This window comes from Paenibacillus paludis, from assembly GCF_042610515.1.
Taxonomy (GTDB): domain Bacteria; phylum Bacillota; class Bacilli; order Paenibacillales; family Paenibacillaceae; genus Paenibacillus_AQ.
The window spans coordinates 153,639-165,935 of record NZ_JBGJZP010000003.1; the positions used below are offsets into that span (position 1 = coordinate 153,639).

Genomic DNA, 12,297 nt, shown 5'->3' on the forward strand with positions numbered 1-12,297 from the left:
ACCGTTTCTTCTTAGGTTAAGGGGCTGACAGCGCATGAACCTAGTGACCCATAGCCCGTACCGGGCTGTTCCTGACAACCGGAAGGTTGTTATTTTTTTAAAGAGATAAGGCTAGAGGATTTACGCTATATTATCCTTATATTATTGCAGAAACGGATGCCGTCTCGAGATAGGCCGACGCAGCCGTTTCTTCTTGCCCGAAATATTAGAATTTCAAGTTTTCTTCATTTTATATCCGAACTATAGAGCTTTGGCGCAGGAAAGGAACAGGGGGGAGATCATGTTGAACAACATCAAGGGTAAAACGATTATTCTTGGCATTACAGGGGGGATTGCTGCATACAAGGCAGCGGATTTGACCAGCAAGCTTACACAAAGAGGAGCCGAAGTCCATGTCATTATGACAGCCTCGGCTAAACAGTTCATTACTGAGCTGACACTGCAGTCACTCTCGAAGCAGCGGGTATACAGCGATACCTTCCAGGAACGCGACCCGTCATCGATATCGCATATTGACCTTGCCGACGCAGCCGACCTTGTCCTGATCGCACCGGCTACGGCCAATATCATCGCCAAAATGGCGCATGGCCTTGCCGATGATATGTTGTCCACCACACTGCTGGCCGCGACCGCTCCGATTATGGTCGCACCGGCAATGAACGTCCATATGTACCAGCATCCGGCGGTAATCAGCAATATGAATACTCTTGCCGGGCGTGGTGTGCAGTTTATTGAACCGGGTGAAGGGCTGCTGGCCTGCGGTTATGTAGGCAAAGGCAGGCTTGAGGAGCCGGCGACGATTGTGAGCTGTGTGGATGCTTTCTTCGCTCTTCAGAACAGCGCTGCATCCGGTCCGCTGGCCGGTAAAAAAGTTATTGTGACGGCTGGAGGTACGGTGGAGCGGATTGATCCGGTCCGTTATATCTCCAATGACTCCTCAGGCAAAATGGGCTTTGCCCTGGCCCGTGCTGCGCGTGCTATGGGTGCGGAGGTAACCTTGATTGCTGCGCGTACGGATGAGAAGCCCCCGCAGGACCCGGACATCAAAGTGGTACGGGTAGAGTCGGCCCAGGAGATGTATGAGGCGGTTTCCGGCCGGTGGAAGGCATGCGATATACTGATCAAGGCCGCTGCTGTAGCAGATTACCGTCCTAAGCAGAGTGCCCCATCCAAGATCAAAAAAAGCGGAGAAACAATGACGCTTGAACTGGTTAAGACAACCGACATCCTGGAGAGTCTGGGGAAAATGAAGGACAAGCAGTTCCTGATCGGATTTGCCGCCGAGACAGGAAACGCCGAAGCCTTCGCGAAGGACAAGCTGGTCCGCAAAAATTTGGACCTTATTGTGGCTAACGATGTGGCTGCGGAAGGGGCCGGATTTGGCACGGATACCAATATTGTCTCTATTTATGGGGCCGAAGGCCTTGTGCTGGATCTTCCCCTGGTAAGTAAAGATGAAGTGGCGCGCCGCTTGCTGGGACTCGCAGCAGAGCGTATCGCTGGAGCTGCTTTATAATGGATATAGCCAAGGTCATTGTCGATGTTCCCGTGCGCAGCACTGACCGGCCATTTGATTATTTGATTCCCGCTGACCTGAAACTGTGGATTGAAGTGGGCAGCAGAGTGGCTGTTCCTTTTGGTCACCGGACTGTACAGGGTTTTGTTGTCTCACTGGAGTCGGGAGAGACCGGCTCGGGCCCTTCCCTTAAGCCCATCCAAGAAGTGCTTGATCTGCTCCCGCCTTTGTCGCCAGAGCTTGTAGAACTTGGGGACTGGATGAGTCAAAGATATGCCTGCAGACGGATCTCCGCCTTGCAGGCTATGCTTCCGACTGCCCTTAAGGGCAAAGCCGAGCGTCTGATCTCCCTCGGAGAAGCGGCAGAGGAAGCAGGGAGCCCTGAGGATGAACTGTTTCCGCTGTTTCTGGATACGGACCAGGAGGAGCAGCAGATCACCGATTTTGTCAGACGTGCCGGGGAGGTCTCCATGAAACAATTGACCCGGACGTTTCCAGATGCGGCGGAGACGGTGAAGTTCATGCTGCGGCGGGGAGTGTTGTCCGAGAGCCAGTCGATTAAGGATAAAATGGGCAAAAAGAAGCTGAAGGCCGTAGATTTGGCGATAGGCGTTGCCGCAGCCCGCGAATCACTGGGCAGCTTCCCGGCACGTTCAGCACGGCAGAAGGAAGTGCTGTCCTTCCTGGTCGACATGGAGCCGATGCTACCCATGCCAATGAAGGATCTTTTGTCGGTGCTGCAGGTTACAGCCGGTACCGTGAAGTCGCTGGAAGACAAGGGCTTCATTGAGATCAGCGAAATTGAAGTGTACCGTGATCCCTACCGGGGACGCGATTTCAAACCGAGCACTCCGCTGCCGCTGACTGGCGAACAGGAATCCGTATATAAACGGATTGTCCGGACGGTGGATGAGCAGCGGCATGAAGTGTTTTTGCTGCACGGGGTAACCGGGAGCGGAAAGACGGAAATTTACCTGCAGTGCATCCAGCGGGTAGTGGACCAGGGCAGGCAGGCGGTGGTGCTGGTTCCCGAGATCGCGCTCACTCCGCAGATGGTTGAGCGGTTTAAGGGCCGGTTCGGAAGCGGAGTGGCGGTGATGCACAGCCGCTTGTCTGTCGGAGAAAGATACGACGAATGGCGCAAAATCCGTGAGGGCAAAGCGGCAGTTGCCGTCGGAGCACGTTCAGCGGTATTCGCGCCATTCGCCAATCTTGGACTGATTATTATGGACGAGGAGCATGAAGGCTCCTATAAGCAGGAGGAGAATCCGAAGTACCATGCCCGCGATGTGGCTGTCCGCAGGGCAGAGCAAGGCGGGGCTGCAGTAATTCTTGGCTCAGCCACTCCTTCTTTGGAGAGCTATCATGCTTCCCGGGCACAAAGCGATATTCACTTCTCTCCAGTTCTGCTAGAGATGCCGAGCCGTGCGCTTGGCAATGAACTGCCGAAGGTGCATGTGGTAGACATGCGCGATGAACTCAAGGAAGGCAACCGCTCCATGTTCAGCCGCAGGCTGCACGCTGCGCTTGAGAGCAGGCTGGAACGCGGGGAGCAGACAGTGCTGCTGCTGAACCGCAGAGGGTTTTCCACCTTTGTGATGTGCCGGAGCTGCGGTTATGTCGCCGGCTGTCCGGAATGCGACATCTCGCTGACCTATCATGCCCGCAGCGACAATTTGCGCTGCCATTACTGTGGCCATGCGGAACCTTCGCCGAAGGTATGCCCTGAATGCGGAAGTGAGCATATCCGCTTCTTCGGGACAGGCACACAGCGGGTGGAAGAAGAATTAGGCAAACTTTTCCCCGGTATCCGCGTAATCCGGATGGATGTGGATACAACGACGGAAAAGGGCTCGCATGAGAAGCTGCTGAACCAGTTTAGGGACAAAAAGGCGGATGTGCTGCTCGGAACGCAGATGGTGGCGAAGGGGCTGGATTTCCCAGATGTTACACTCGTCGGAGTTATTACGGCGGATTCCGCGCTCAACTTGCCCGATTTCCGCGCGGCGGAGAAGACGTTTCAACTGCTTACCCAGGTGGCTGGGCGGGCAGGGCGGCATCAGCTACCCGGTGAAGTCGTGGTCCAGTCCTATACCCCCGAGCATTATTCGATTATACATGCCAGCGGCCATGATTACAGCTCCTTTGTCCGTGAAGAGTTGAAGCACCGCAAAGAATTGCATTATCCTCCCTATTGCCGGCTGATTCTAGTGACCCTGTCACATGAACAGCTGCCGCTGCTGCTGCGGCTGGCCGAGAATTATGCGCTGAACCTTCAGGGCAAAGCGAGACAGCTCCGCTGGTACGGCAGCTTGGATAAGCTGTCCACGGACGCGCTCGATCTGTTGGGACCGGTGGCTTCACCGTTGCCCCGCCTGAAGGGCAGATACAGATTCCAGTGCATCATTAAATGGCGGGGAGCCATAGATGCGATTGGGCTGGCCAAGCAGGTGGCTGAAGAGCTGGAGGATTCGGTCCGCGACACAGGACTGCAGGTCAGCATCGACGTTGATCCGCAGATGTTGATGTAACCGGAAGAAATGTTACAATGGGTAAGGAAATATTGCCTCTAGGCATGATTTGGGTTATTAATTCGTTTTACTAACTATAGAAATGTTCAGAACAAGGAAGGTGTTTTGGTAATGGCAATCAGGCTGATCGTGAAAGAACCGGATGAAGTGCTGCACAAGACAGCGAAAACAGTAACGAAAGTAACACCCAATGTCCAGAAGCTGCTGGACGATATGGCGGACACAATGTATGACGCTGAAGGCGTTGGCCTGGCGGCACCGCAGGTGGGTATCCTGAAACGGCTGATCGTAGTAGATGCCGATGAGGAGCATGGTTTGATCAAATTGATCAACCCGGAAATACTCAGTATGGAAGGCGAACAATTTGGACCTGAGGGATGTTTGAGTATTCCCGGGCTAAATGGCGATGTGCGCCGCGCGGAGACTGTTACGGTGCGTGGCCTTGACCGTGAAGGCAAGGAAGTGACGATTACGGGAAGCGGTCTGCTGGCCCGTGCTTTTCAGCATGAAATCGATCATCTCAACGGAGTAGTGTTCACGGATATTGCCGAGAAGGTATATGAATATACAGCTGAACGCAGTGAAACCGAGGAGTGAATGAAATGAAGATAGTGTTCATGGGAACGCCGGCTTTTGCGGTGCCCTCCCTGCAGATGCTGGTGGAGGAAGGCTACGAAGTTGTGGCCGTTGTCACCCAGCCTGACCGGCCGCAAGGCCGCAAGAAGACACTTGTACCAACTCCGGTGAAGGAGGCGGCGTTGTCTCTGGGGCTGCCAGTCCTGCAGCCAGAACGGCTGCGCCGGCCGGAAGCCGTATCAGAGCTGGCCGCCTATAAGCCGGATTTGATTGTTACTGCGGCATACGGTCAAATTCTGCCCAAATCGGTGCTGGAACTGCCCGTGAATGGCTGTGTCAATGTTCATGGCTCGCTGCTGCCGAAATACCGCGGTGGAGCGCCGATTCAGCGCTGTATTATCAACGGTGAGCAGGTCACCGGAGTCACGCTGATGTACATGGCGGAAGGGCTGGATACCGGGGATATGATATCGCGGGTTGAGGTTCCCATCGGAGATGAAGATACTTCAGGGATATTGTTTGAGAAGCTGAGTCTTGCCGGACGGGATCTGCTGAAGGCGGAAATGCCGCGTTTGGCTACCGGTCGTCTTCAGGCTACGCGCCAAGACGACAGTGAAGCCACCTATGCGCCGAATCTCAGCAGGGAAGACGAGCGGATTGACTGGAATGCCGGATCGCGCGAAATTTATAACCGCATTCGGGGACTGGTCCCGTTCTCCGGCGCGTTTACGCTCTGGAACGGTGAAACGTTCAAGGTGTGGGCGGCAGCAAAGCCTGACGGGAACAGCACGGGTGGAACGTCTGCGCCAGGCACGGTATTAGCTGTTAACGAGCGGGGCGTCGAGGTGAAGACCGGCGACGGAGTTGTGCTGTTGACCTCAGTACAGCCTGCTGGCAAAAAAGCGATGAGCGCTGGCGACTTCAGCCGTGGCGCGGCCATGAAGCCCGGGACGGTGCTCGTTTGAGCGCGGGCGGCCACAATGGCGCAGGACGAAGTGGACAGGCCCCCTCTACAAAAAGGGCAACTGCCAAACCAAACCGCAAGGGCGCTGCTGGCGGCAAATCGTCGGCAGACTCTGCCCGTGAGGTAGCTCTCGATGTTCTCGTCCGGGTCGAACAGCAGGGAGCTTACAGTAACCTGCTGCTCAACAGCAGCCTGCAGAAATCAGGGCTTAGCCGGGAAGATACGGGACTTGTCACAGAGCTTGTATACGGCAGCATCTCTAGGATGTTAACGCTGGATTATGTACTGGGAGATTTCGTGACTAAGGGAATCGCCAAGCTGCAGCCTTGGGTGCGCAATCTGCTGCGCCTGAGTCTGTATCAAATCATGTATCTCGACCGGATTCCATCACATGCAGCCGTAAATGAGGCTGTGAATATAGCCAAGAAACGCGGACACCAAGGAATTTCGGGAATGGTCAACGGGGTTCTCCGCAGCGTGCTGCGGGCCGGTGATCTGCCTGTACTGAAAGAAGGGCTCAGCGGGGAGGAGCGGATTTCCATTCTCCATTCGCATCCGCTCTGGATGGTGCGACGCTGGGCGGCTGAATATGGTATGGAAACGGCTGAAGCCATGTGCGCGGCCAATAATGAACCACCTTCGGTCAGCGTGCGGGTGAACACAACGATGATCAGCAGGGACAATCTGCTGGCACAGATGCAGCAAGCGGGATTGGAAGCCTCTGTGTCAAGAGTAAGCCCATACGGGATTGTTGTAAAAGGTGGAGGTAACCTGGCATTGACCTCCTGGTACAGCGATGGATACATCTCGATCCAGGATGAGAGCTCTATGCTGGTGGCTGAAGCTGTTGATCCTAAGCCGGGAATGAACGTGCTTGATTGCTGCGCTGCCCCGGGCGGCAAAAGCGCGCATATGGCTGAGCTGATGAAAGACGAAGGCAGCATCTATGCCAATGATCTGCATGAACATAAGGCAAAGCTGATTGCAGATCAGGCGCTGCGGCTGGGCCTGGAGTCCATAACAACAGGCAGCCGCGATGCACTTGAGCTTGTGGATACGCTTGAGCCGGAATCTTTTGACCGCATCCTGCTGGATGCCCCGTGCTCCGGCCTTGGCGTAATCCGCCGCAAGCCGGATCTGAAATGGCGCAAGCAGCCGGAGGATGTCGCCAGTATTGCCGCCCTGCAGGGCGAGCTGCTGCAATCGGTTGCCAGACTGCTGAAACCCGGCGGCGTGCTGGTCTACAGTACGTGCACAACAGAGCAGGCGGAGAACAGCACCATTGTTGCTGATTTTCTAAAGAATAATCCCGGGTTTGCACCTGTGACTTTCAGCTCCCCTGTATGGGAGCGTCTTGAAGAAACTGCAGTTGCTGCAGGAGAGGGCATACAGCTCCTGCCGCAGCACTTTGGAAGCGATGGGTTCTATATTGCCCGGCTGGAACGACTCTCGTAAAATAGTAAATCGGCAAGGGATTTACAGTTGTCCCGCCCGCAGGGTATTGTGCGTGGCGGGCTTTCTTTTACCGTCTCTGAAATTTGTGTTAAAATAGGAAGAATGAGAAATAATACGCATATCCTAAGCGTATAATCAATACATTTTTATACTTCATGAAAGAACAGGTGCTGAATATAATGAAACCTTTAATATATGATTTTTCTTTGGAAGAGTTGCAGCAGTGGGCGAAAGATAACGGTGAGCCCGCTTTTCGCGGCGGACAAATCTTCGACTGGCTGTATGTAAAGCGGGTAAGCGAGTTTGAATCCATGAGCAATTTGTCCAAGGCGCTGCGCATGAAGCTGAATGATCAGTTCAGCATCAATGCCCTTACCGAGATTACGAAGCTGGAGTCCAAGGACGGTACTGTGAAATTCCTGTTCGGTCTGCATGACGATCATGCGATCGAGACAGTTATTATGAAACATAACTATGGTAATAGCGTGTGTGTAACGACACAGGTAGGCTGCCGGATCGGCTGTACCTTCTGTGCTTCCACACTTGGTGGGCTGAAACGCGATTTGACCGCAGGCGAGATTGTTGCCCAGGTCGTCCGTTCACAGCAAATTCTTGATGCGCGCGGCGAGCGTGTCAGCAGCATTGTAATTATGGGTACAGGCGAGCCCTTTGAGAACTATGACGCAACGATGAGATTCCTGCGTCTTATGATCCATGAAAAAGGCCTGAATATTGGCCAGCGCCATATTACCGTTTCTACCAGCGGAATTGTACCGAACATTTACAAATTCGCTGAGGAAGATACACAAATCAATCTGGCCATTTCGATTCATGCGCCAAATGATGCCCTGCGCTCCAAGCTGATGCCGGTGAACCGCCGCTATCCGTTTGACGACGTGATTGAATCTCTGCGTTACTACCAGGCCAAGACTGGGCGTCGTATCAGCTTCGAGTACGCACTGATCGGCGGAGTGAACGACCAGCCAGAGCATGCGAAGGAATTGGCGGGGGTCCTCAAAACAATGCTTTGCCATGTCAACCTGATTCCGGTCAACCACGTGCCGGAGCGTAAGTATGTAAGAACTTCACGTAATGATATCTTTGAATTTCAGCGTATTTTGGCCGATCAGGGTGTGAATGTTACCATCCGCCGTGAGCAGGGCCATGATATTGCGGCCGCATGCGGACAGCTGCGCGCCAAACATATGGAGTTGGGGTGAGGATATTTGATCAGAACAGTTCATGCCAGCGACATTGGCCGGGTACGTACCGTCAATGAGGATTCGGTCTGGATCGGCGCGACGCGCCACGGTTATACCCTCGGTATTATCGCCGATGGAATGGGCGGACATTTGGCTGGCGACACCGCAAGCCGGCTCGCCTTGGAGACGATGAGGAATTCCCTTGAAGGGTTACAGCCTGATCTTTCAGAGGAAGAGCTGCGGGAAGCGCTGGCTGCCGCAATTACAGAAGCCAATGGTATCGTCCACAGCGAGGCTTCGCGCGACGAAAAGTACCATAATATGGGAACTACAGTCGTTTCTGTTCTACTGAAGGGGTCAGCGGGATATATTGGCCATATAGGGGACAGCAGGGCTTATCTGGTTAAGGACGGTGCAGCTACGCAATTAACCGAGGATCACACGCTGGTCAATGAGCTGTTCAAGAACGGCCAGATCAGCCTGGAGGAGCTCGACAACCATCCGCGCCGCAACGTGCTGACAAGAGCACTGGGGACGGATCCCGAGGTCCATGCTGATCTGGCTCCTGTCAATCTGGCTATGGGGGAACTTCTGCTGCTATGCAGCGACGGCCTGAGTAATTTTGTCAGCCTGGAGCATATGGGTAAGGTTGCTGGAATACAAGAAATACCGTTAGAGGAAAGAGCGGATCGGTTGCTTCAGCTGGCATTGCTTGCTGGGGGCGGCGATAATATCAGCCTCGCTATGCTAGAACATCAAGGAGAGGCCGCTGTGCCCGAAACAAAGGAGTGGAATAGATGATCGGTCACGAATTGGGCGGCCGTTACCAAGTCATCGAACGGATCGGTGGAGGCGGTATGGCGCTTGTCTATAGAGCGCATGACATATTGCTAAACCGGAACGTCGCCATTAAAGTGCTGCGCAATCAATTTGTGCATGATGAGGAATTTATCCGCCGGTTTAGGCGGGAGGCGCAATCAGCCGCATCTTTATCACATCCGAATGTGGTCAGTATATATGATGTGGGGCAAGAAGACGAAGTTCATTATATTGTAATGGAATATATAGAAGGCAAGAACCTGAATGAGATCATTAAGGAACGGGCTCCGCTACAGGTAGATGAATCGGTGCGTATCGCTTCACAGATTTGCGATGCGCTCGACCATGCCCACCAGAACCAGATCATTCACCGCGATATTAAACCTCATAACATTCTGATCGGCCGCAATGGACGGGTTAAAGTAACGGATTTCGGGATTGCCCGTGCTGTTACTTCCACTACAATCACCCAGACGGGTTCAGTTGTAGGTTCAGTGCACTATTTCTCCCCGGAGCATGCCAAGGGTGTGACCACTGGAGAGAAATCTGACCTCTATTCTTTAGGTATTGTGCTCTATCAGATGCTGACGGGCGTACTGCCGTTTCTGGGCGAAAGTCCGATCAGTGTTGCGCTGAAGCATCTGCAGGAGGAATTTGAGGAGCCACGTCTGCTCAATCCGCTGATTCCGCAGAGTGTGGAGAATGTAATCCTGAGATCCATGCGCAAAAATCCGGAGGAACGTTATCAATCGGCCAAGCAGATGCTGCAGGATTTAGAGACATGCCTGCTGCCTGAGCGGCGCAGTGAAGCCAAATCCCTGTTCCACGATGACGGGGATGACGAGGACAGAACACGGATTATTCCAGCGATCAAGCCGCTCCAGCGGGGGCTTGGCAACCGCAGCGGCGGTGAAGACCGGATGCAAATGCAGCGGGAAGAGGATGAGATCATTCCTTCCAACCCGGGTAAGCGGAGATGGGGCCGCCCAGCTTTATGGATTAGTCTTACACTTGTAATCTTGCTCGCTATGGGCAGTGTTGTGTGGTATGTAAATGCCAAGCTGGTCGTTGACGAAGTGACAGTGCCGGATGTGGTTAACCAAACGCTTGAGAAAGCCACTTCCATGCTGGATGAGGCAGGACTCATTGCGGAACCGGTTATGCAGTACAACCCGGATTTCGCTGAGAATATCGTATGGGAACAGGGTAAAAAAGCTGAAACAATCGTCAAAGAAGGAACGCATATCATCCTGTCGGTCAGTACAGAAAAGACTCTGTCTAAAATGCTGGAATTGTCCACACAAACCTACGACGAAGCCGTTAAAGCGCTGATTGCAGAGGGAGTGGAGCAGGAACGGATCACCCCGGTAGAAGAGCACAACGATAACATTCCTGAAGGACAGGTCATTCGTTCTGAACCGGCTGCGGGGAGTGATTATGATCCCGAGACGAGCTCTATTAAGCTATATGTCAGTCAAGGCAAAGACACGGTTACTATGCCTGATCTTACCGGTTCAACCCAGAAGCAGGCAAAAGCGAAATTGGAGGAGCTGGGCCTTGTTCTTGATGAGGTCAAGGAAGATACCAGTTATTCCGTTGAAAAGGGACAGGTCATGAAGCAATGGCCTTATGAAGAAGGGGATACTGCTGCACCTGGCGATAAGGTCTCCATTTCCATAAGCACAGGGTTTCCGCCGGAGGCTATTGATTATGTCTTTAAAGTGCCTGTAGCTCCGTCAAGTGACGGTAAGAAGACTCAAATCCGTATTGTTTTCTCTGATGCCACCAAAGATGGAGCCCAGCAGGAATGGGGAACCCGCACGATCGCGAAGAGTCAGGTCTTATCCGTACCTCTGATCCTTGCCCCGAATAAAGACGGAGCAGTCTCGATCTACCAGAACGGAGATTATATTGAGGCTTTTGAGATCCGTTACTCGGATGCCAAAAACGGAACTGTGCAGATGCCTGAGCCTCCAGCGACAGCGACACCTGTACCTACACCTGAACCTACTCAGGCGCCAACTGAAAGTCCGCCTGAAGAGACAATTGAACCGGAGATTCTGTCTCCGCCTACCGGCGAAGGCGAAAACACGGGTGAAGCGGGTCAGAATCAGACCGGATATTTGCCGGATAACTCCAAGAATGCAAATGTACTGACGAATGACAAGAAAACAAACGGTAAAAATAAAGAAAAAAACAAATCCTAAAGAGAAAAGCTGAAGCTGAACCGGTGAATTTGACCAGGGAAGCTGCGGCAGCGAAATGACCCGGGGAGCTTCAAGCTTGGGTCATTTGCGCAAAATCAGGAGAGGAAGGCTCACTATGTATGCCTGAAGGAATAATTATCAAAGCGTTAAGCGGATATTATTACGTTAAGCCGCTCCGGGACGGAGTAATAGCGACAGAGGAAGAGGCCGTTCAATGCCGTGGTCGGGGGATTCTTAAGAAAAAAGGGGTTGCTCCGCTCGTCGGTGACCGCATAATCTATGTTCTGACCGAAAACGGGGAAGGGATGGTTGACGAATTGCTTCCGCGTGAATCGGAACTCATCCGCCCGCAGGTTGCCAACGTGAAGCTGGCTGTACTGCTGTTCTCGGTGCGGGAGCCGGATATGAATTTGAATCTCCTGGACAAGTTTCTGGTCCACATCGAACATTCCGGTCTGAACACCCTGATTGTGCTGACCAAACAGGATTTAGCGGATGACGATGGGAAAGCAACGCAAATGGTTAAAGAGCTTTATGAACGTATCGGCTACGAAGTGATGGTTACTAGCTCTTTAACCGGCTCTGGCAGCGATGAGCTGCGCAACCGGCTTGCCGGAGTCATCAGTGTCTTCTCCGGACAATCCGGTGTAGGCAAGTCAACGCTGCTGAACCGGCTGGTGCCCGGTCTTGAACTGGAGACGGGTGAAATCAGCCTGCGGCTCGGCCGGGGACGCCATACTACCCGCCATGTGGAGCTGATGGATATCGGTAATGGCGGCTTTGTGGCCGATACACCCGGGTTCAGCCAGTTGGACTTTTTGGAACTCGGCGTGGAGGAGCTGTCGGTCTGCTTCCGGGAGTTTGCTCCTTATGCGGAGAATTGCAAGTTCCGCGGCTGCAGTCATCTGCATGAGCCATCCTGCCGTGTCATCGAGGCATGGCAGGCTGGAGAAATTGCAGACAGCCGCTATGAGCATTACAAGCTATTCTACAATGAAATGAAAGACAAGAAGCGGAGGTACTAACT

General features: G+C 53.3%; 9 protein-coding genes. All 9 read left to right on the forward strand.

Annotated elements, in window-relative coordinates:
* Window positions 1-280 precede the first annotated feature (280 nt).
* The 9 genes from coaBC (at window position 281) to rsgA (ending at window position 12,295) form a co-directional block, all read left to right on the forward strand.
* Entirely contained in the window at window positions 281-1,516 is a 1,236-nt protein-coding gene (coaBC, locus tag ACAN56_RS07280) for a bifunctional phosphopantothenoylcysteine decarboxylase/phosphopantothenate--cysteine ligase CoaBC (protein WP_379141647.1), read from the forward strand.
* Window positions 1,516-4,047: a primosomal protein N' gene (priA, locus tag ACAN56_RS07285; protein ID WP_038590563.1), complete on the forward strand. Its 2,532-nt coding sequence runs from the start codon at window positions 1,516-1,518 to the stop codon at window positions 4,045-4,047. The genes coaBC and priA overlap by 1 nt, the downstream gene beginning before the upstream one ends.
* A gap of 111 nt (window positions 4,048-4,158) precedes the next feature.
* Window positions 4,159-4,644 (forward strand): peptide deformylase, encoded by a 486-nt coding sequence (gene def, locus ACAN56_RS07290; protein ID WP_038590565.1) that lies wholly within the window; start codon window positions 4,159-4,161, stop codon window positions 4,642-4,644.
* 5 nt (window positions 4,645-4,649) lie between these two features.
* A complete protein-coding gene (gene fmt / locus ACAN56_RS07295; protein WP_379141650.1) occupies window positions 4,650-5,588 on the forward strand; it encodes a methionyl-tRNA formyltransferase in 939 nt (312 codons plus the stop codon).
* Window positions 5,585-7,042 carry a 16S rRNA (cytosine(967)-C(5))-methyltransferase RsmB gene (gene rsmB / locus ACAN56_RS07300; protein ID WP_379141652.1) on the forward strand — a complete coding sequence of 486 codons (1,458 nt, stop codon included), beginning with the start codon at window positions 5,585-5,587 and terminating at the stop codon, window positions 7,040-7,042. The genes fmt and rsmB overlap by 4 nt, the downstream gene beginning before the upstream one ends.
* Window positions 7,043-7,221: 179 nt before the next feature.
* Window positions 7,222-8,262: a dual-specificity RNA methyltransferase RlmN gene (gene rlmN, locus ACAN56_RS07305; RefSeq protein ID WP_038590574.1), complete on the forward strand. Its 1,041-nt coding sequence runs from the start codon at window positions 7,222-7,224 to the stop codon at window positions 8,260-8,262.
* A 6-nt stretch (window positions 8,263-8,268) separates the two neighbouring features.
* Window positions 8,269-9,045, forward strand: a complete 777-nt coding sequence (locus ACAN56_RS07310; protein WP_038590577.1) for a Stp1/IreP family PP2C-type Ser/Thr phosphatase — start codon at window positions 8,269-8,271, stop codon at window positions 9,043-9,045.
* Window positions 9,042-11,270 (forward strand): Stk1 family PASTA domain-containing Ser/Thr kinase, encoded by a 2,229-nt coding sequence (pknB, locus tag ACAN56_RS07315; protein WP_038590580.1) that lies wholly within the window; start codon window positions 9,042-9,044, stop codon window positions 11,268-11,270. Before ACAN56_RS07310 ends, pknB begins: the two co-directional genes overlap by 4 nt.
* A 119-nt stretch (window positions 11,271-11,389) precedes the next feature.
* The gene (gene rsgA / locus ACAN56_RS07320; protein WP_038590583.1) at window positions 11,390-12,295 is read left to right on the forward strand and encodes a ribosome small subunit-dependent GTPase A; all 906 of its coding nucleotides are present in this window, start codon (window positions 11,390-11,392) and stop codon (window positions 12,293-12,295) included.
* The last annotated feature ends 2 nt before the right edge of the window (window positions 12,296-12,297 follow it).

What these genes read in the sequence shown, in the direction of transcription:
- priA (WP_038590563.1), top strand. Translation starts at nt 1,516, where the DNA reads ATGGATATAGCCAAGGTCATTGTCGATGTTCCCGTGCGCAGCACTGAC.
- def (WP_038590565.1), top strand. Translation starts at nt 4,159, where the DNA reads ATGGCAATCAGGCTGATCGTGAAAGAACCGGATGAAGTGCTGCACAAG.
- coaBC (WP_379141647.1), top strand. Translation starts at nt 281, where the DNA reads ATGTTGAACAACATCAAGGGTAAAACGATTATTCTTGGCATTACAGGG.
- rsgA (WP_038590583.1), top strand. Translation starts at nt 11,390, where the DNA reads ATGCCTGAAGGAATAATTATCAAAGCGTTAAGCGGATATTATTACGTT.
- pknB (WP_038590580.1), top strand. Translation starts at nt 9,042, where the DNA reads ATGATCGGTCACGAATTGGGCGGCCGTTACCAAGTCATCGAACGGATC.
- rlmN (WP_038590574.1), top strand. Translation starts at nt 7,222, where the DNA reads ATGAAACCTTTAATATATGATTTTTCTTTGGAAGAGTTGCAGCAGTGG.
- fmt (WP_379141650.1), top strand. Translation starts at nt 4,650, where the DNA reads ATGAAGATAGTGTTCATGGGAACGCCGGCTTTTGCGGTGCCCTCCCTG.